The organism is Agrobacterium salinitolerans (genome assembly GCF_027498475.1).
Classification (GTDB): domain Bacteria; phylum Pseudomonadota; class Alphaproteobacteria; order Rhizobiales; family Rhizobiaceae; genus Agrobacterium; species Agrobacterium salinitolerans.
Window position 1 is genome coordinate 734824 of the sequence record NZ_JAPZLN010000001.1, and the last position, 20293, is coordinate 755116.

The window sequence follows — 20293 nt, forward strand, 5'->3', positions numbered from 1 at the left end:
AACTTTCACAATCCACCGCTTCGCGCGCAGGCTCGATGGGGCGTACGGAATTCATTGCGCTGGCAGCCATGCTGATGGCAATGAATGCGCTCGCCATCGACATCATGCTACCCGGTCTTCAGGAAATCGGCGCCTCGCTGGGCGTGGAAAATGAGAACCATCGCCAGTACGTCATCTCCACCTATCTTCTCGGCTTGGGCATAGCCCAGCTCGTCTACGGACCGATCTCGGACCGTTTCGGACGTCGCAAGCCAATGCTTTTCGGCCTTGCGATCTACATCGTTTCAGCCGTTGCCGTCGTCTTCGTGCCGTCCTTTGCGGGCCTGCTGTTCCTGCGCTTCATTCAGGGCATCGGTTCGGCAGCAACGCGCGTCATCACCATCTCGATCGTGCGCGATATCTATGGCGGCCGCCAGATGGCGGAAGTCATGTCGCTGATCATGATGGTCTTCATGGTTGTTCCGGTCATCGCGCCCGGCACCGGTCAGATCGTGCTTTTTTTCGGCAACTGGCACCTGATCTTCGCCTTCATGGCCGGAATTGCTGCCATCGTGACGGCCTGGATGTATTTCCGCCTGCCGGAAACCCTGCATCCTGATGACGTCAGGCCTTTCACGGCTCGTTCGATCCTTGGCGGCTTCAAGATCGTGCTCACCAACCGTATCGCGCTCTGTTATACGCTTTCCAGCACCTTCATCTTCGGCGCGCTGTTCGGCTTCATCAACTCGGCTGAGCAGGTCTACAAGGGCATATACGGCCTTGGCGCATGGTTTGCGGCGGCCTTTGCGGGCGTTGCCCTGTTCATGGCCTTCTCATCCTTCATCAACGCCAGGCTGGTCGGCCGGTTCGGCATGCGCAAGCTGTCGCACGGCTCGCTGCTGGGCTTCATCGCCATCACCTTCGTCTGGCTGGTGGTGCAGGTGCTGGGGCCGGAGCCGATGCCTTTCGCCATCTTCATCGTGTTCTTTGCGCTTGCCATGTTCCAGTTCGGCTGGATCGGCTCGAACTTCAACTCGCTCGCCATGGAGCCGCTCGGCCATGTCGCCGGCACCGCCTCTTCCGTTATCGGTTTCATGGGAACCGTGGGCGGTTCGCTGATCGGTGCGGCCATCGGCCAGGCGTTTAACGGCACTGCGCTGCCCATGGTGGCAGGCTTTTTCGTGGTCTCCATCATCGGCCTGATCTTCGTGCTGATCGGCGAAAAGGGCATGCTGTTTCAGGCGCATAACAAGCCGACACGGTAACACCGGTTGAAAAAGAAAAGGGCGCGGAATTCTGTTCCGCGCCCTTTTTATTTGATTGACGGCTGGCGTAACACTCAGCGTCGGCCAGTTTCAGCACCCATTCCCCACTCTTGGCGTCATCCTCGGGCCTGACCCGAGGATCCATCGCTTCAACCGCCTGTGGATCCTCGCCTCAAGGGCGAGGATGACGGAGGTGAGGTAGATGATGTCCACCATCAAGCCGCAACCTTGTCACGCCACCTCAAACCGTAAAAATCTTCTCCCGCAGCAGCTCCCATGTCTGCTGGTCAGGCGCAAGCAGCAGCCCGCCATCCACATGGCTCGGCAGATAGGGCGAGCCGTCGAGGCGCGCCGCATAGGCGCCCGCTTCCTGCGACAGCAGCGTGCCGGCCAGATGGTCCCAGGGCATCAGCTTGTTGTACATCAGGAAATGCATGTGGCCGCCGCAGAACAGGCGATATTCGTGCGCAGCACAACGGTAGCTGGTGAAGAGCCGCACATCCGCCAGATTCATCAGGATCTTGCGCCGTGTTTCCACCTCGAAATAGCCGGTATTGGCGATGCCGACCATCTGCGACAGTTCCGGCGCCGGCACGACCGACATCTGCGTCTGCGAACCATCGGCGCTGCACAGCCATGCGCCGGAGCCCTTTTCGGCAATCGCCCAGTCGTTGCCCATGGGGTCGAAGATCAGCCCCGCAACGGTCTCGCCCTTGGAAATGACGCTCATCATCACGCCGAAGAGCGGCAGGCCGGAAGCGAAGTTATAGGTGCCGTCGATGGGATCGACCACCACGGCAAGATCGGCATCGGCAAGCTTGCCGAGCAGCGAGGCATCCGCCGCCACCGCCTCTTCACCGATGAACAGGGCGTCAGGCATGATCTCCTGAACGCGGGCGCGGATCAACCGCTCGGCGGCCTCGTCGCCCTCGGTGACGAGGTCTATCGCCTCGGTCTTCATCCGTACATCGCCTTCGCCCAGATTGCGGAACCTTGGTAAGATTTCCACTGCCGCCGCCTCCTGAAGCGCATTGGCAAGAGAGGCGATGTCGAGTTCGAGAGCCATGGGCGATATCCTTCTATTTGGGCGTGATGTTATAAGGCGACGATTTCCCGTCGCAGCATCTTCCAGCTTTCCTTGTCGGGGGCGGATAGGATGCCGCCCTCCATTTGTCCCGGCCGATAAGGCGTATTGTCGAAACGGGCCGTGTAGCCACCCGCCTCCTGATGAATGAGCACGCCGGCGAGATGATCCCACGGCATCAGCTTTTCATGGCCGATGAAATGCAGCTTGCCGGCCGAGGCGAGCCAATATTCATGTGCCGAGCAGTTGAGCGACAGTGCCATCTTGATCTTGGCCATATTGGCGGCAATCACCGGCCGGCGATCCTGATGGCTGTGGCCCCAGGAAAAGATGCCGACCATATCGGACAATGGCGCGGGATCGGCAACACTGAGCTTCGCCTGCGAACCGTTCCTGCGGTTGAGAAACGCGCCCTCGCCTTTCAGGGCAACGATGGTATCGCCCATGACAGGATCGTGGATGATGCCCGCCACCGTCTCGCCCTTGACGGTGACCGCAAGCAGCGTGCCGAAAGCGGGAAAACCGGAAGCGTAATTGAAAGTGCCGTCGATGGGATCGATCACGAAGGCAAGCGGCGCATCGGCAAGGGCTGGAATGACGGATTGGTCCGTCTCATAGGCCTCTTCGCCGACGATATGGGCCTTCGGAAATCGCTGAAGGAGAGCAGCGGTGATCGCCTTTTCCGCCAGAACATCGGCCTCGGTGACCAGATCGACGGCCGAGGTCTTTTCGGAGATCGCACCGGCGCTCAGGTTTCGGAAGCGGGGAAGAATTTCATTTGCGCCGGCAGCGGCAACGGTGGAAATAAGAAAATCGATATCTTTGTCGGAAAGGGTCATCGGGCGGGGCGCTTCTTCATAAGGGGGAGTTGGCCTCCCTACGCTCTTCAGGTGACGCCCCGGTGACAGAAAGCGCCGAAAAATCAAAAAGCTTGGGATCGAGCAGATGCGACGGATTGACATGGGCAAGCGCCCTCAGCATCACGTCCTTGCGGCCCGGCATACGCCGCTCGATGTCGGCCAGCATCTCCTTCATGGCATTGCGCTGAAGCCCGTCCTGCGAGCCGCAGAGGTCGCAGGGAATAATCGGGAATTCCATCGCCGCCGCGAATTTCGCCATATCTTCCTCGGCGCAATAGGCGAGCGGGCGCATGACCATCAGGTCGCCCTCGTCATTCAAAAGCTTCGCCGGCATGCCGGCCAGACGGCCGCCATGGAAGAAGTTCATGAAGAAGGTTTCGAGAATATCCTCGCGGTGATGGCCGAGCAGCAGCGCGTCGCAGCCCTCCTCCCGCGCGATGCGGTAGAGATTGCCGCGCCTGAGCCGCGAACAGAGCGAACAGTAGGTACCGCCGGACGGCACCTTTTCCTTCACCACGGAATAGGTGTCGCGATATTCGATGCGATGGGGCACACCGATCTTCGCCAGATATTCCGGCAGGACATGCTTTGGAAAATTCGGCTGGCCCTGATCGAGATTGCAGGCGACCAGTTCCACCGGCAAAAGGCCGCGCCATTTGAGATCGAGCAGCAGCGCCAGAAGACCGTAACTGTCCTTGCCGCCGGAAAGGCCGACCAGCCAGCGCGTCTGGCCCTTCAGCATGTCAAAATCTTCAAAGGCCTGGCGCACATTACGCAGCAGCCGTTTGCGCAGCTTGTTGAACGAGACCGAGCGCGGCGCATTGTCGAACAGCGGGTGCGAGTTACCGCTCTCTTCCGGCGGTTCCTGATCTGCCCCGACCTTCTCCGCGATGTCATCGATCCTGGTGAGAATGTTCATCATCCGCTCGCTCCGGCACGACTGCCGTTCTTCATGTTGGCAATGCCCCCATCCGCTGGCAATATCAAGCCCCGAATACCGACCAGCCGGTTTTCGTTGCCAGCAATTCCAGCGCCTGTGACCCGAGCGCCGAGTTTCCGACCTTGTTGAGACCCGGCGACCAGACGGCGATCGACGCCTTGCCCGGCGCCACCGCCATGATGCCGCCGCCGACACCGCTCTTGCCCGGCAGGCCGACGTGATAGGCGAAATCGCCCGATCCGTCATAGTGGCCGCAGGTCAGCATCAGCGCATTGATACGCCGCGCCCGCCGGTCCGACACGACTGTATGCCCCGTCAGCGGGTTGCGGCCACGATTGGCAAGAAACAGCCCGGCGCGGGAAAGCTGAGCGCAGGTCATGGAAAGCGCGCACTGGTGGAAATAAACGCCGAGCGTATATTCCACGGGATGGTGCAGATTGCCGAAGGAGCGCATGAAATTGGCGAGCGCAAAATTGCGGAACCCCGTCGCCTGCTCGGATTTCGCCACCGTGTCGTCAATGCTGATCGTATCGTCATCTGCGAGGTAACGAACGAAACGCAGAAGCTCGCCGATAGCCTCGCGCGGCTGGTGGCCGGCAAGCACGATATCGGTCACCACGATGGCGCCGGCATTGACGAAGGGATTGCGTGGGATTCCGTGCTCGTGCTCCAGCTGGACGATGGAGTTGAAGGAAGAGCCTGAAGGCTCGCGCCCTACCCGGTTCCACACCGTCTCACCGGCCTTGCCGAGCGCCAGCGTCAGCATGAAGACCTTGGAGATACTCTGGATCGAAAACGGCGTTAGCGCATTGCCGGCCGTATAGGTCGTCCCATCGACGGTGGTGATGGCGATGCCGAACTGGTTGGGATCGACCTTGGCGAGCTCGGGAATGTAATCGGCTACCTTCCCCTCGCCCAGTCTCGGCAGCATATTGTCATAGATGGAATCGACGATAGCCTGAATGTCCTGCATGCAAAGCCTTCCCCAGCCAACAAAAAAGCCGCCCCGAAGGGCGGCTTTCTCAATACTGAAACGCGTCGATTAACGCGAGTAGAATTCGACGACCAGATGCGGTTCCATGACGACCGGGTACGGAACGTCGGAGAGCGAAGGAACGCGAGCATAGGTCGCAACCATCTTGTTGTGATCAACTTCGATGTAGTCCGGAACGTCGCGCTCTGCGAGCTGAACGGCTTCGAGAACCGTAACCAGCTGCTTGGACTTCTGGCGAACTTCGATGACGTCGCCCGGCTTGCAGCGGTAGGAACCGATGTTGACGCGAACGCCGTTAACCGTGACGTGGCCATGGTTGATGAACTGGCGCGATGCGAAAACGGTCGGAACGAACTTGGCGCGGTAGACGATGGCGTCCAGACGCGACTCGAGCAGGCCGATCAGGTTTTCGGAAGTGTCACCCTTGCGACGGTTTGCTTCGTCGAAAGTGGCGCGGAACTGCTTTTCGCGCAGTTCGCCGTAATAGCCCTTGAGCTTCTGCTTGGCGCGCAGCTGCGTGCCGAAGTCGCTCATCTTGCCCTTGCGGCGCTGGCCGTGCTGGCCCGGGCCGTATTCGCGGCGGTTAACCGGGGACTTCGGACGGCCCCAGATGTTTTCGCCCATGCGGCGGTCAATTTTATACTTAGCCGATTCGCGCTTGCTCATCGTATTTCCTTCTCAAAAGGTTATACCGATCTGTTGCCAGACCGGTTTAAGGAAACACGCCCTCCTCTGAGGCCCGTTTCAGGGCCTCTGACAGGCTTCTCACATGCAAATGGAGAAACCACGGGACATGTCGGTGATATTGACCGCCGAACGTCAGTTCTTAAACTGCAGGGCAGTCAACAAAACACACCGGACATCACTGCCCGGCGTTGGGGCGGCTTCTACAGAGCTTTCACGGTTTTGTCAAACAAGCCCTTTCGCTTTTTTATGAAGTCTCCTCTTGAAAAGCGACAGTGCCCACCCATCTCTTCGTCGTGATCAGAACTCGGGCCCCTCTGGCGTGTTACCGGACAACACGTGATGTCGAGTTTGTTAAGGTTGGGGCCACGTATATTTTTGACGCACGTTCCCCATCCGTAAAGCCAACCTCGTCCGGCTAAAGGTTGACTGATGGACTTTCTTCTATCGGATTTTCTCGGCACCCCCACATGGATGTGGGCGGTCTTCATTTCTCTCGTGCTTGGCCTGCTCGCGCTCGATCTCGGCGTGCTGCACAAGAACTCCAAGGAAATCGGCGTTCGTGAAAGCCTGCTGATGTCGGGCTTTTATATCGTCATCGGCTTGGCCTTTGGCGGCTGGATCTGGTATCAATCCGGCGAACAGTCGGCGATGGAATATGTCACCGGCTTCGTTGTCGAAAAAAGCCTGGCGATGGACAATATCTTCATCATTGCCATGATCTTCTCCTATTTCGCCATTCCCCGCCAATATCAGCACCGCGTGCTGCTCTGGGGCATCCTCGGCGTCATCATCCTGCGCGGCATCATGATTGCCGGCGGTGCTGCCATCGTCGAAAACTTCCACTGGGTGCTTTATCTCTTTGCGGCCTTCCTCGTCTTCACGGGCCTCAAGATGCTGTTTTCGTCCGACCATGATGAATCGGATATCGGCAATAACCGCATCCTGAAATTCCTGCGCAGCCACCTTCCGGTGACAAACAGGCTGCATGGCGAGAAATTCTTCGTCAAGGAAACCGATGAGGCCACCGGCAAGCTGAAAACCTTCGTGACGCCGCTCTTCCTGGCGCTCATCATGGTCGAAATCGCCGACCTCATCTTCGCGGTCGATTCGATCCCGGCGATCTTCGCGATCACCACCGATCCGTTTATCGTCTATACCTCGAACATCTTCGCGATCCTCGGCCTGCGCGCGCTCTATTTCGCACTCGCCGCCCTGATCCACCGCTTCGCTTATCTGAAATACGCGCTGGCTGCGGTTCTGGTCTTTGTCGGTTCGAAGATTTTCGTGGCAGACATGCTCGGCATCGCCAAGATCCCGCCCGCCCTCTCTCTCGGCGTCACCGTCGCCATCCTCGCAACCGGCATTATCGGTTCGCTGATCGCGACGCGGAAGGAAGAAAAGGCCATCGAGTAAAGCTTCCAACGGCAAGCGGCAGGGAAACCTGCCGCAACCTCACTCTGCTGCCAGTCTGGCATCATCCTCAGCCGCATCCGCATCGCCGGGTGCGGTCTTCGCGTCGAGATCGGGAAATGCCACGATGCGCTTGCCGGAAAAATCGGCATGCACCACCACAAGCTCCTTCTCCTCGAAATAACCGAGGAGCCGCCTTGCGCGGCGGGCGGAATGGGTGCCGTAGGCGCGAGCGATGCGGGCATCCGATGGGCAAGGCTCTTCACCCAGTGCCGCCTTGACCAGCAGCAGGAAGACCCCCTGCAGATCGTCGGAGACCGACATCGACAATTCCAGCGCTTTCTCCCAGCCTTCGCTTGCCGCCATCGCCGCATCCACGCCGGAGCGGGCAATCGCCACCTGTCGGCGGAATTCGGGAAGCGTCATCGGCGTGCCGGGAATGCGGCGCATGCGGGCGCGAACTAGAAAATCCTGATAAAGCACGGCATCCGTGCGATAGGCCGATTGCGGATCATCGAGAATTTCGACGAGAACCGCCCCGATCTTTTCCTCGCGCTCCTCCGGTGTCATCTCCGGCTGGCCTGCACGCGGCGACTGCTCCGGTGAAGGGCCAACGGCAGCGGGCGTGGAGCGGGAGAGCTCTGCCAGAATATCCGTGGTCGGACGCGGCGCGGGGGGTGTACGGCGCACGGCTGCGCGCGTGAACTCTTCCGGATCAGGCGTGAAGATAAGGTCTTCGACATCCTGCGGGGCATCCGGTAGCGGCATCAGCTTCGGTGAAGAGGACCGCGCCGAGGTTTCCACCGCCCCGATGACGATTGGCAGCGGACGGCGCGACAGCGCCGGCCCGAGCGCCACGAAATTGCCACGCTGGAGATCACGGAACATTTCCGCCTGGCGACGGTCCATGCCGAGCAGATCGGCGGCACGCGCCATGTCGATATCGAGGAAGGTTCGGCCCATCAGGAAGTTCGAGGCTTCCGCCGCGACGTTCTTGGCGAGCTTCGCCAGACGCTGCGTGGCAATGACGCCGGCAAGCCCGCGTTTACGCCCACGGCACATCAGATTGGTCATGGCGCCCAGCGACGCCTTGCGCGCATCCTCGGTCACCTCGCCCGCGACGGAGGGCGCAAACATCTGCGCCTCGTCTACCACGACAAGCACGGGATACCAGAATTCACGGTCCGCATCGAACAGGCCATTGAGGAAGGCGGCGGCGGCCCGCATCTGTTGCTCGATATCCAGCCCTTCCAGTGTCAGCACGCAGGAGACACGGTGCTGGCGGATGCGGTTGGCAATACCTGCCAGCTCGGCTTCCGTGCGCTCGCCATCGACCACCACATGGCCGAACCTGTCGGAAAGCGTGACGAAATCGCCCTCGGGATCGATAATGACCTGCTGCACCCATGGCGCCGATTGCTCCAGCAGCCGCCGCAGCAGATGCGACTTGCCGGAACCGGAATTGCCCTGCACCAGCAAACGCGTCGCAAGCAATTCCTCGATATCGAGCTTGGCCTGCTGCCCGCCCGATAGGGTCCCCATGTCGATACCGACCTGCAATGTTCCATTCCTCGTGCTGCATCTCAACCGGCCGATTCCCTGAAGGACGGCCGAACGTACTCTTTACCAAAAAATCGGCTCTTGCGTCTCATCCGTGCCGATAATGCACAGGCAATTCACGCTCAGCCCTGCGGAGACCTGACCCAGAAGCGTGCAATGCCGATGCGCCGACCGAAGACGTTAAGTGCCAGCCCGAGAATGACCAGCGCCGCACCGATGATTTCGAAAACGGTGATATGTTCTGCAAAAGCCAGATAGGCGCTGATGAACCCGACAACAGGCACCAGCAGCGAAAACGGCGCCACCGTTCCGGCGGGATACCGCAGAAGCAGATAACTCCAGATGCCCGCGCCGACGATGGTTGCACCATAGGCCATATAGATCACCACGAGAGCCATGGTCGGCGTCGCATTGATCACTCCTTCGGCAATCGCTTCCGGCCCTTCCACGACCAGTGAAAGCAGGATCAGCGGCAGAACGGGCACAAGGCTGGTCCAGGCAATGAAGGACACCGCATTGACTTGCCCGATGCGGCGATTGACGATGTTACCGCAGGCCCACGCAATCGCGGAACCGACGCCCATCAGAAGCGGCACCAACCCTGCCGCCGTCATGCGCTCCACACCGATGACCGCCAGCCCGCCAAAAGCGATGAGTGCGCCAAGAATCTGCGACGGCAACGGCCGTTCGCCCAGAAACACCACGGCAAGCGCCAGCGTGAAGAAAGCCTGCGACTGCATGACCAGCGACGCAAGACCGGCCGGCAGGCCGAGCTTGATGGCGGGATAAAGCAGGCCGAATTGCACGAAACCCATCGCCATGCCGTAAACGACCATATGTCGCCACGGCACATTGGGTTTCGGCAGGAAGAACACCAGAGGCACCGCCGCAACAAGATAACGCACCCCCGTCAGAAACAGGGGCGGCATGTCCGTAACCCCGATCTTGATGGCAACGAAGTTGAAGCCCCACAAAAACACGGTGATCAGGGCGAGGAATATATGCGGCAATGCCATTTTGTTATGTCCGAATGTCAGGCGATCAGCAGGCGTCAGGCCGAAACCGCCCTCTTCCAGCCGAAGGTAATAAGGCCGGCGCCGATCAGGAGCCCGCCGCCCGTACGGTTGACGATACGCTGAACCTTCGGCTTGCGGATCGTATTACGAGCGGCGCTTGCCAGAAGTCCATAAAGCGCTGCATTGACAGTAGCAAGCACCAGGAATGTGACTTCAAAAATCAGTACCTGCGGCCAGAAGGGTAATGTCGGCACCAGAAACTGCGGCAGGAAGGCCACGAAAAACACGATGCTCTTCGGGTTCAAGGCCGTGACGATATAGGCGTGCAGGAAGATTTTAAGCGGCCTTTCGCGTCCCGTCACGCCCGTGTTTTCCGCCGCGTCACCAACCGGCGAACGCCACAGCTTGATGCCGAGATAGATGAGGTAAGCCGCACCGATCCATTTCAGACCGGTGAAAAGTGCAGCCGACGTGGCAAGCAGCGCGCCAAGGCCCAGCATCGAGGCCGTCATGGCGGTGAAATCGCCGAGCGCCACGCCCGTCACCGTCGCCGTGCTGGCCTTGCGGCCGTGGCCCAGCGCATAAGAAATCACCAAAAGGATCGTCGGTCCCGGAATGGCGAGCATGATGGCAGATGCGGCCACGAAGGCCAGCCAGTTTTCTATCGGCATGATGAGTCTCCTGTCTCATATTGGGGGAGCAAGCCACGGAAAAAACTCCGCATCAAGCAGGATTTTTCGCAGATCGCGCCGCGGCCGCCTGCATTTCGTGGTTTGCCAGCGGGCGTAATTCGACGACGAAGCCTCCCCGACATTTCTTTGCCGGAGAGGCCTTTGCCAATCAAAACCGGGGCGCCCAGTAAGGAACCTCCCAATCCCGCCGCCGCTTCACCCGCGACGGGTCAAGGCCGATATCGACCAGAAGGCGCTCTGGCAGATCGGCAGGATCGTTTGGCGGCGCGCGTGGCACGACGGCCGCGAAGACGACCGTCTTCAGGGTCTTCCAGACACCGAATGTGGCAAACAGACGGTCCACCGCATCCGGCAGCGCGTGTGCTACCAATGGTTGATCATTTTGCATGGGAAATCCATCCCGGCGCGGCAAGGCGGCCAGGTCCTTTATCGATGGAAAACGACAGGACGAAACGACGGACGCAGCACGCATGCCACGCGGACGCGCAAGTCACATGTCGGACGAAGTGAAAATGCCAAACGGCTGGGGAATCAGGCCATAAGCCTTATCGGAGGGAGATGCCTCGCACCACATAACCGCCGACAATCACGCCAAGGAGGCCTGACATGCCATTAAGGCGCATATTCATGTCATTGCTCATTCCACGCCTCCAGTTCTTGCGGTTACAGACAAGATGCATCTTACACAGGAAAACAGACGCGACAAGAGGTCGCAATCTCGAATTGCAAAAGACGAATAGTGGCGATGCAAAAATGCAACAGGCGATCAGGTAGCGGAAACGCTGAGACCGAAACCCTGCATTAGCCGCCGCGTGGCGAAATCCGGCTTGCCTGACGTGAAGACGGCAAAGTCGAAACCGTCGGGATGCTCGGCATCCTGTGGCAGCGGCACCAGATGGCGGGCCCGCCTCGCAATCGCCTCGGCAGGATCAAGCCAGTCCACCGGCCATGGCGCAAGCCGGCGAAACACATTGGCCATGAAGGGATAATGCGTGCAGGCAAGAACGACGATATCGGTGCGCTTGCCATCGCTGGCAATGAAGCAGGGTTCGATTTCGGCCAGCACCGCCTCGTCGGACACGGGTTCACCCCTGATCCAGCTTTCCGCCATGCGCGCCAGATTTTCCGACCCCACAAGACGCACATGGCATTGGGTGGCAAAGGACTGGATGAGATCGCGCGTATAGGCCCGTTTGACGGTGCCGGGCGTCGCCAGCACGGAGACGAGGCCGGAGCGGGTCCGCTCCGCCGCCGGCTTGATGGCGGGAACGGTGCCGACGAAGGTCATGTCCGGAAAGCGGGCGCGAAGATCGGCACCCGCAAGCGTGAAGGCGGTGTTGCAGGCGATGATGCAGACTTCGGGGCTGTAATCCTGCAGCAGCGTCTCGAAGAGCGAGAGAATACGGGCTTTCAGCGCCTCCTCTTCCCAGCCGCCATAGGGAAAACCCGCATCGTCAGCCACATAGATGAAGCCGCGCTCGGGCATCAGCACCCGCGCCTCGCGCAGAACCGTCAGCCCACCAATGCCGGAATCGAATACCAGCACCGGTTTCAGCACATCGGCTGGCACCTCACTCGTCTTCAGCATTCTCCCCTGCCCCCTCGGCCGACGGCCGCGCTGCCCGGCCTCCCTGCTTTGGCCACTGCCGGGGGAAGCGATCGAGCGAATTGATCACGCCGCGGAAAACGCTGATCTCCTGCTCGGAAAAACCGCGTCGCGACAGCACGGCGCGCAGATTGTCGACCATTTTCGGCTTTTTTTCAGCCGGATGGAAATAACCCCGCGCATCCAGCGCTTCCTCGATATGTTCGAACAGGCCGAAAACCTGCTCCTTGGTCGAAGGCCGCTGCTCGACGGACTGGAACAGCGTCTCTCCCAGATCGTCCATGCCTGACTTCATCCACTCATAGGACATCAGAAGCACAGCCTGCGCGATGTTCAGCGAGGCGAAGGCGGGATTGACCGGGAAGGTCACGATCTCGTCGGCCAGCGCCACTTCCTCGTTCGTCAGCCCCCAGCGCTCGCGCCCGAACAGGATGCCTGTCTTTTCGCCAGCCTTGAATTTTGCCCTGAGCGTGTCGGCGGCAGTAACGGGCGCACGCACCGGCTTGAACCCGTAACGCTCGCGCGCCGTTGTGGCATAAACGAAATTCAGATCCTTGATCGCCTCTTCCAGCGTCTCGAACACCTTGGTGCCGTCAATGACGTGATCGGCCTTGGAGGCCGCGGCGCGCGCCTTCTCGCTCGGCCAGCCGTCACGCGGATTGACCAGCCGCAATTCGGCCAGGCCGAAATTGGCCATAGCCCGCGCCACCATGCCGATATTTTCGCCAAGCTGCGGTTCGACGAGAATGATCGCCGGGCCTTCCGCCACAAGTTCGAGATCGCTGTTTGTGCCTGCCATCGTCTTTTGTCCGTTTGTTGAAGCGTCGCATCGATTTTCAGCCCGACGCGCTAAAGCGCGCTTCACTGGCACAGATCGACGCCAAAATCAAAGCCGGCGCGGAGAAAGCCCGGACCCGCCCCGCTGGCAAAGACGCCCCTTATTGCTCTCCCTTGATGATCGTTGCCATCTCTTCGCGCAGCGAATCCCTGCCCTCATCGCCAACGCGATGAATATCGCTGATAACAGGACGGCCGTCCTCCTCGACGACGTCGAAATGAACTTCGTCAACCGTCGCCTTCATCTCCGCCTCATCCATGCAGGCCCAGAGCTTGAATTTCGCCGTCACGTCCGTCACGCCGTCCTTGACCGCGCCCGGCGTCACGGAAACATCGGCCAGCGGGCAGCCATCCTGCGAGTTCGTCACGACATCGTAACCGAAGGGATCGCCGGTCTCACCGCTTTCGGCCTCGTAAGCCGGCTTTTTGGACGCTTCGCGATATTGCGCGACGAAATCCTTGCTGAACAGGCTGGTCAGCATGTCCTCGTCGAAAATGTATTTCCAGTTTTCCGCATCGCCGGACCAGTTCTTCACGGTGATATCCATCACCTTCTGAACGGGATCGGCCGGCCCGGCGGCGAGCGCGCTGTGCGAAAAGAGGACGGCGGCAGTCAGAAGCAGAATTTTCCGCATGGTGTTATCCCGGTAGAGGCCCAGAGACGGGCGAAGCGATTCGCCTGACTGTATTCCGGCGTTATGGTTTGGCAATGCGTAAAGCGTTATTGCGCTGCGCCAAAAAAGCGCCCCCAATGGCTTTGCCTCAGGCGCGCGCGATGCTATAGCCGCACCGGATATTTTTCCGGATACCGGCGCCATCCGGCGCCACAGCTTCGAAGGTGAGGAATTCATGGCAAAGATCAAGGTAGCCAATCCGGTCGTCGATCTCGACGGCGACGAAATGACCCGTATCATCTGGCAGCTGATCAAGGACAAGCTGATCCTGCCTTACCTCGATCTCGACATCGAATATTACGATCTCTCGGTTGAAAACCGCGACGCCACCAACGACCAGGTCACCGTTGATGCGGCACACGCCATCAAGAAGCATGGCGTCGGCATCAAATGCGCCACCATCACCCCCGATGAGCAGCGCGTCGAGGAATTCGGCCTGAAGCAGATGTGGAAGAGCCCGAACGGCACCATCCGCAACATTCTGGGCGGCGTCATCTTCCGCGAGCCGATCATCTGCAAGAACGTTCCGCGCCTCGTTCCCGGCTGGACGAAGCCGATCGTGGTCGGTCGTCACGCTTTCGGCGACCAGTACAAGGCAACCGATTTCAAGTTCCCCGGCAAGGGCAAGCTGACCATCAAGTTCGTCGGTGAAGACGGCCAGGTCATCGAAAAAGACGTCTTCGACGCGCCGAGCGCCGGCGTGGCGCTTGCCATGTACAACCTCGACGAATCCATCCGCGAATTCGCCCGCGCCTCCATGAACTATGGCCTGATGCGCAAGTGGCCGGTTTACCTCTCCACGAAGAACACCATCCTCAAGGCCTATGACGGCCGCTTCAAGGATATCTTCGAGGAAGTGTACCAGACCGAGTTCAAGGCGCAGTTCGACGAAGCCGGCATCACCTATGAGCACCGCCTCATCGACGACATGGTCGCTTCCGCGCTGAAGTGGTCCGGCGGCTACATCTGGGCCTGCAAGAACTATGACGGCGACGTTCAGTCCGACACGGTCGCGCAGGGCTTCGGCTCGCTCGGCCTGATGACCTCGGTTCTGCTGTCGCCTGATGGCCGCACGGTCGAAGCCGAAGCTGCGCACGGCACTGTCACGCGCCACTACCGCCAGCACCAGAAGGGTCAGGAAACCTCCACCAACTCGATCGCTTCGATCTTCGCCTGGACCCGTGGCCTCGCCCACCGCGCCAAGCTGGACGACAATGCGGAACTGGCAAAGTTCGCGGCAACGCTCGAAACCGTCTGCGTCGATACCGTCGAAAGCGGCTTCATGACCAAGGACCTGGCGCTGCTCATCGGACCGGACCAGCCCTGGCTTTCCACCACCGCTTTCCTCGACAAGATCGACGAAAACCTCAAGAAGGCGATGGCGGTTTAAGCCTGCTTTCCCCCAGACTTCAAAACCCGGCCTCAGCGCCGGGTTTTTTATTTGCACGGTATAGAAGAAACGTCAGTCCAGTAGAAACGAAATGGACAACTAGATAGCGAACAAACATCATCGAGTGCCAGAGGCGCCGAAATAGGAGAAAGAAGTCCGGCGCAATACCAGGTTTCTTTTTTGTTCACGGCACCTTGATTAGCCGTTGCACTAGGCGCAAAATTTGATTCCGCGTGCTTAGGGCCAGCACAACAATAAAACTAAGATAAACAGCATCTACTTGCACATAACTTGCCCGGCACAGTCAACCATTCACAGTAACATCCATGCGGCCCCAGGGAACATGCGAGGGATGTTGCGGACATAAAATGCGAAGCGCAGGCATGAAATTCTGTTGGGTTTTACACGATGCTTCGACGATTTTGCTTGGGGAGGCAAAAGCATGAGTGAACTGATCTTCTACACCAATCCCATGTCGCGCGGGCGCATTGCGCGATGGATGCTCGAGGAAGTGGGCGTTCCCTATAAGACCGAAATACTTGGGTTCGAAACCTCGATGAAATCGCCCGCCTACCGGCTGATAAACCCGATGGCGAAGGTGCCGGCGATCAAGCACGGCGATACCATCGTCACCGAGGCGGCGGCGATCTGCGCTTATCTGGCTGACGCCTTTCCGGGCGCAAACCTTGCCCCGACGCCGAAGGCGCGCGGCCTTTATTACCGCTGGATGTTTTTCGCCGCCGGCCCCCTGGAAATGGCGGCAAGCATGAAGGCCATGGGTTTTGAAGTGTCCAAGGAGAAGTTGCGCATGGCCGGCTGCGGCAGCTATGCGGATGTGATGAATACGCTCGAACGCGCGGTCAGTGAAAACCGCTTCATCGCCGGCGATCTCTTTACCGCCGCGGATGTCTATGTCGGCGCGCATGTCGGTTGGGGGCTGCATTTCGGCACGATCGAAAAACGCCCGGCCTTTCTGGAATACATGGCGCATCTCACTGACCGACCGGCCTTCAAGCGCGCCGCCCAGCTTGACGAAGAGGCAGCGAAGGACTTGCAGGCGACGGGATAAGACGGGAAAGCCCGCATAGGCCACTATTGTGCGCCGGACGGCTTGACACCGTAATTAAAAAGGCGGGGTAAAAGCCCCGCCCTCTTCAATTTTCTCGCATCAGGCAGCCAGTGCCGCCGCCACCGCTTCGATGGCCTCCTGCGCCTTGGCGCCGTCAGGGCCGCCGGCTTGCGCCATATCCGGGCGTCCGCCGCCACCCTTGCCGCCGAGGGCGGCGGAAGCGGTGCGGACGATATCAACAGCGCTGAAACGGCCCGTCAGATCTTCGGTCACGGCCGCAACAGCACTTGCCTTGCCGTCTTCGGAAACGGCAATCAGCAGCACGACGCCGGAGCCGAGATTAGCCTTGGCCTCATCGGCAAGACCCTTCAAATCCTTGGCATCGATGCCGGACATGGATTTTGCCAAGAAGTTGACGCCCGCGACCTGCTTGACGTCGCTTGCGCCGGCATCCGCCGAGCCGCCGCCCATGGCGAGTTTGCGGCGGGCATCGGCAAGCTCACGCTCAAGCTTCTTGCGCTCGTCCAGCAGGCCTTCAACGCGCGACAGAACATCGCCCGGCTGAACTTTCAGCGATGAGGCCAGCGCCTTCACTCGCTCATCCTGTTCAGAAAGATAGGCAAGCGCGCCCTGCCCCGTGACAGCCTCGAGACGACGAACGCCAGCACCGACGGCGCTTTCACCGAGGATGCGGATGAGACCGATCTGGCCGGTCGCGCCCACATGCGTACCGCCGCAGAGTTCGACCGAATAAGGACGGTTGGCTTTTGCGCCATGCAGGCCAGTGCCCATCGAAACGACACGAACTTCATCACCGTATTTCTCGCCGAACAACGCCATAGCGCCCTCGGCAATGGCGTCATCGACGCTCATCAGACGGGTGACGACTGGCGAGTTCTGCAACACGATTTCGTTGGCCATTTCTTCGACGACCTTCAACTCCTCGGCCGACATCGGCTTCGGATGCGAGACGTCAAAGCGCAGGCGCTCGGGCGCGACCAGCGACCCCTTCTGCGCAACATGGGTGCCGAGCACTTCGCGCAGCGCCTCATGCAGCAGGTGAGTGGCGGAATGGTTGGCACGCAAGCGCGAGCGGCGATCATGATCGACCGTCAGCTGAACGGCGTCGCCCACTTTCAGGCCACCCTTGGAAACGGTGCCCATGTGGACGAAGAGGCCTTCGCCCCGCTTCTGGGTATCGGAAACGGCAAAGGCGCCAGTATCGCCGGTGATAACGCCGGTATCGCCCATCTGGCCGCCGGACTCGCCATAAAACGGCGTCTGGTTGACGACGACCTGAACGGCCTCACCATCCGCAGCGCTTTCGACAGCCTTGCCGTCCTTGACGATCGCCTGCACAACACCCTCTGCCGTTTCCGTGTCGTAACCGAGAAACTCGGTGGCGCCGAGCTTTTCCTTGAGCTCGAACCAGATTGTCTCAGTCGCCTTGTCGCCGGAGCCGGCCCAATGCGAGCGGGCTTCCGCTTTCTGACGCTCCATCGCATCCGTGAAGCCGGAAATATCGACGCCGATTTCGCGGGCGCGCAGCGCGTCCTGCGTCAGATCGAGCGGGAAGCCGTAGGTGTCATAGAGCTTGAAGGCGGTTTCGCCATCCAGCATGTCGCCCTTGTGCAACGTCGAAGTGGCATCGGACAGCAGCGACAGGCCGCGCTCCAGCGTCTTGCGGAAACGGGTTTCCTCAAGCTTCAGCGTTTCGGAGATCAGCGCCTCGGCGCGAACCAGTTCCGGGTAGGCGCGGCCCATCTGCTGCACCAGCGACGGCAGCAACCTGTAGATCAGCGGCTCGCGCGCGCCGAGAAGTTCGGCATGGCGCATGGCGCGGCGCATGATACGGCGCAGAACATAACCGCGCCCTTCATTGGACGGCAGCACGCCATCGGCAATAAGGAAGGCGGACGAGCGCAGATGGTCGGCGATGACGCGGTGGCTGGCGCGCTTTTCGCCTTCGGCGGGAACGCCGGTCGCTTCGACGGAAGCGGCGATCAGTGCACGGAACAGGTCCGTATCGTAATTGTCATGCTTGCCCTGCAGCAGCGCAGAAATACGCTCCAGCCCCATGCCGGTGTCGATCGACGGGCGCGGCAGGTCGATGCGCTCTTCCTTCGTCACCTGCTCATATTGCATGAAGACGAGGTTCCAGATTTCGATGAAGCGATCGCCATCCTCATCCGGCGAGCCGGGCGGGCCGCCCCAGATATGATCGCCGTGATCATAGAAGATTTCCGAACAGGGGCCGCACGGACCGGTATCGCCCATCGCCCAGAAATTGTCGCTGGTCGGGATGCGGATGATGCGGTCGTCGGAGAAACCGGCAATCTTCTTCCAGAGGTTAAAGGCCTCGTCGTCGGTGTGATAGACCGTGACCAGCAGACGGTTGCGGTCGATGCCGTATTCCTTGGTGATCAGGTTCCAGGCATGCGTGATCGCCTCTTCCTTGAAATAATCGCCGAAGGAGAAATTGCCGAGCATTTCGAAGAAAGTGTGGTGGCGGGCAGTATAACCGACATTGTCGAGGTCATTATGCTTGCCGCCAGCGCGCACGCATTTCTGCGCGGATGCCGCGGTGGAATAGGGACGGCTTTCAAGACCGGTAAAGACGTTCTTGAACTGCACCATGCCGGCATTGGTGAACATCAGCGTCGGATCGTTGCGCGGCACCAGCGGGCTGGAGGGCACAATCTCATGTCCGTTCTTCTTGAAGTAGTCGAGGAAGGTCGACCGAATTTCATTTACACCGCTCATGCCCACACACCGCTCACAACTGGAGTCCATCACCGCCATCGGCAACGATGGCTATATTGCAAAATCAATGGCTTTTATCGTCCGTATCCAGCCCTGTCCAGCCATGGAGACCGGTGAAGGCGCACCGACAAACAAAAAGGGCCACACGACAGAAATCGCACGGCCCATTTTGTTCAATCAATTCACATCAAGACAGGCGAACCTGCATCGGATTCCTGAAACTCAACGACAGGATCAACCCTCGTCACCGTCGCCGTCATCGCCGGCATCAGGACCGCCATTCTGCAGGAAACGATCCGCAATCAGGCCGGCATTCTGGCGCAGCGCCAGTTCGATCTCGTTTGCCGTATCCGGATTGTCGCGCAGGAAGGTTTTGGCGTTTTCACGCCCCTGCCCCAGACGCTGGCTGTTATAGGAGAACCATGCGCCGGATTTCTCAACGATGCCGGCCTTCACGCCGAGATCGACCAACTCACCGGTCTTGGAAACGCCTTCGCCATACATGATGTCGAATTCCACCTGCTTGAAGGGCGGCGCCATCTTGTTCTTGACGACCTTGACGCGCGTCTGGTTGCCGACAACCTCTTCACGTTCCTTGACCGCGCCGATACGGCGGATGTCGAGACGCACCGAGGCGTAGAACTTGAGAGCGTTACCGCCGGTCGTCGTTTCCGGCGAACCGAACATGACGCCGATCTTCATACGGATCTGGTTGATGAAGATGACCATGCACTTCGACTTGGAGATCGAAGCCGTCAGCTTGCGCAGCGCCTGGCTCATCAGACGCGCCTGAAGACCCGGCAGGCTGTCGCCCATCTCGCCTTCGATTTCCGCCCGCGGCGTCAGCGCCGCAACGGAGTCGACCACAAGAACGTCCACCGCGCCGGAGCGCACCAGCGTATCGGTGATCTCAAGCGCCTGCTCGCCCGTATCCGGCTGCGAGATCAACAGGCTCTGCAAATCCACGCCAAGCTTGCGGGCATAGACCGGATCGAGCGCATGTTCGGCATCGACGAAGGCGCAGATGCCGCCCTTCTTCTGGGCTTCCGCGATTGTCTGCAACGCCAGCGTCGTTTTACCCGAGCTTTCCGGACCGTAAATTTCAACGATGCGCCCCTTCGGCAGACCGCCGATGCCGAGCGCGATATCCAGGCTGAGCGAACCCGTCGAAACGGTCTCCACCTCAACCACATTTTCATTGGAACCGAGCTTCATGATCGATCCCTTGCCGAACGACCGTTCGATCTGGGAGAGCGCCGCTTCCAGTGCCTTACTTTTATCCACCGATTTATCCTCTACGAGACGCAAAGAATTTTGTGCCATCCGAACCACCTTTAGGTTATTGAAGCCGCACAGGCAATGAAGCAGTATGGAAACGGTATGTACTCTATTTGTTCTCATTTCACAAGGCTGAGCCAGCATATTGAAAACAAATAGTGATAAGTCGTTTGTTCTGCTTTCGTTTTT

Annotated in this window: 18 protein-coding genes; 4 read left to right on the top strand and 14 right to left on the bottom strand. The window is 59.6% G+C overall.

The window, feature by feature from the left end:
- The first annotated feature begins 35 nt into the window (after window positions 1-35).
- Window positions 36-1244 carry a multidrug effflux MFS transporter gene (locus O9X91_RS03560; RefSeq protein ID WP_142911821.1) on the top strand — a complete coding sequence of 403 codons (1209 nt, stop codon included), beginning with the start codon at window positions 36-38 and terminating at the stop codon, window positions 1242-1244.
- A gap of 241 nt (window positions 1245-1485) precedes the next feature.
- Here O9X91_RS03560 and O9X91_RS03565 read toward each other — a convergent pair whose 3' ends face one another.
- The 5 genes from O9X91_RS03565 to rpsD form a co-directional block, all read right to left on the bottom strand.
- Window positions 1486-2310, bottom strand: coding sequence for an inositol monophosphatase family protein (locus O9X91_RS03565; protein WP_077982025.1), 825 nt, complete (start codon window positions 2308-2310; stop codon window positions 1486-1488).
- Window positions 2311-2339: 29 nt separating this feature from the next.
- Entirely contained in the window at window positions 2340-3167 is an 828-nt protein-coding gene (locus tag O9X91_RS03570) for an inositol monophosphatase family protein (protein WP_269834034.1), read from the bottom strand.
- A gap of 16 nt (window positions 3168-3183) precedes the next feature.
- Window positions 3184-4110, bottom strand: a complete 927-nt coding sequence (ttcA, locus tag O9X91_RS03575; RefSeq protein ID WP_406568440.1) for a tRNA 2-thiocytidine(32) synthetase TtcA — start codon at window positions 4108-4110, stop codon at window positions 3184-3186.
- A 61-nt stretch (window positions 4111-4171) separates the two neighbouring features.
- Complete coding sequence (locus O9X91_RS03580; protein WP_137410607.1) at window positions 4172-5101, bottom strand: glutaminase; 930 nt, start codon at window positions 5099-5101, stop codon at window positions 4172-4174.
- Between the two features lie 69 nt (window positions 5102-5170).
- Window positions 5171-5788, bottom strand: coding sequence for a 30S ribosomal protein S4 (rpsD, locus tag O9X91_RS03585; RefSeq protein ID WP_004442465.1), 618 nt, complete (start codon window positions 5786-5788; stop codon window positions 5171-5173).
- 450 nt (window positions 5789-6238) lie between these two features.
- Between rpsD and O9X91_RS03590 the strand changes: the two genes are divergently transcribed.
- Window positions 6239-7222 (top strand): TerC family protein, encoded by a 984-nt coding sequence (locus tag O9X91_RS03590; protein ID WP_142911464.1) that lies wholly within the window; start codon window positions 6239-6241, stop codon window positions 7220-7222.
- 39 nt (window positions 7223-7261) lie between these two features.
- On the opposite strand, the gene O9X91_RS03595 is transcribed toward O9X91_RS03590, so the two are convergent.
- The 7 genes from O9X91_RS03595 to O9X91_RS03625 all read right to left on the bottom strand — a co-directional run bounded on the left by O9X91_RS03595 (window position 7262) and on the right by O9X91_RS03625 (window position 13565).
- Window positions 7262-8779, bottom strand: a complete 1518-nt coding sequence (locus tag O9X91_RS03595) for a helicase HerA domain-containing protein (protein ID WP_162520291.1) — start codon at window positions 8777-8779, stop codon at window positions 7262-7264.
- Window positions 8780-8901: 122 nt separating this feature from the next.
- Window positions 8902-9795, bottom strand: coding sequence for an EamA family transporter (locus O9X91_RS03600; RefSeq protein ID WP_077982020.1), 894 nt, complete (start codon window positions 9793-9795; stop codon window positions 8902-8904).
- Window positions 9796-9830: 35 nt separating this feature from the next.
- A complete protein-coding gene (locus O9X91_RS03605) occupies window positions 9831-10466 on the bottom strand; it encodes a LysE family translocator (RefSeq protein WP_142911466.1) in 636 nt (211 codons plus the stop codon).
- Window positions 10467-10635: 169 nt separating this feature from the next.
- On the bottom strand, window positions 10636-10875 hold the full coding sequence (locus O9X91_RS03610) for a hypothetical protein (RefSeq protein ID WP_142911467.1): 240 nt from the start codon (window positions 10873-10875) through the stop codon (window positions 10636-10638).
- A gap of 378 nt (window positions 10876-11253) precedes the next feature.
- Window positions 11254-12075, bottom strand: a complete 822-nt coding sequence (gene murI / locus O9X91_RS03615) for a glutamate racemase (protein WP_142911469.1) — start codon at window positions 12073-12075, stop codon at window positions 11254-11256.
- On the bottom strand, window positions 12059-12892 hold the full coding sequence (locus O9X91_RS03620) for an RNA methyltransferase (protein WP_142911470.1): 834 nt from the start codon (window positions 12890-12892) through the stop codon (window positions 12059-12061). Before O9X91_RS03620 ends, murI begins: the two co-directional genes overlap by 17 nt.
- A gap of 139 nt (window positions 12893-13031) precedes the next feature.
- Window positions 13032-13565 (bottom strand): hypothetical protein, encoded by a 534-nt coding sequence (locus O9X91_RS03625; RefSeq protein ID WP_162520292.1) that lies wholly within the window; start codon window positions 13563-13565, stop codon window positions 13032-13034.
- 214 nt (window positions 13566-13779) lie between these two features.
- Between O9X91_RS03625 and O9X91_RS03630 the strand changes: the two genes are divergently transcribed.
- Both O9X91_RS03630 and O9X91_RS03635 read left to right on the top strand, forming a co-directional pair.
- Window positions 13780-14994 carry an NADP-dependent isocitrate dehydrogenase gene (locus O9X91_RS03630; protein WP_137410614.1) on the top strand — a complete coding sequence of 405 codons (1215 nt, stop codon included), beginning with the start codon at window positions 13780-13782 and terminating at the stop codon, window positions 14992-14994.
- A gap of 442 nt (window positions 14995-15436) precedes the next feature.
- Window positions 15437-16063 (top strand): glutathione S-transferase family protein, encoded by a 627-nt coding sequence (locus tag O9X91_RS03635; protein ID WP_077982014.1) that lies wholly within the window; start codon window positions 15437-15439, stop codon window positions 16061-16063.
- A gap of 99 nt (window positions 16064-16162) precedes the next feature.
- Here O9X91_RS03635 and alaS read toward each other — a convergent pair whose 3' ends face one another.
- Both alaS and recA read right to left on the bottom strand, forming a co-directional pair.
- Window positions 16163-18826: an alanine--tRNA ligase gene (alaS, locus tag O9X91_RS03640; protein WP_142911471.1), complete on the bottom strand. Its 2664-nt coding sequence runs from the start codon at window positions 18824-18826 to the stop codon at window positions 16163-16165.
- 234 nt (window positions 18827-19060) lie between these two features.
- On the bottom strand, window positions 19061-20149 hold the full coding sequence (gene recA / locus O9X91_RS03645) for a recombinase RecA (RefSeq protein ID WP_269827070.1): 1089 nt from the start codon (window positions 20147-20149) through the stop codon (window positions 19061-19063).
- Between the last annotated feature and the right edge of the window lie 144 nt (window positions 20150-20293).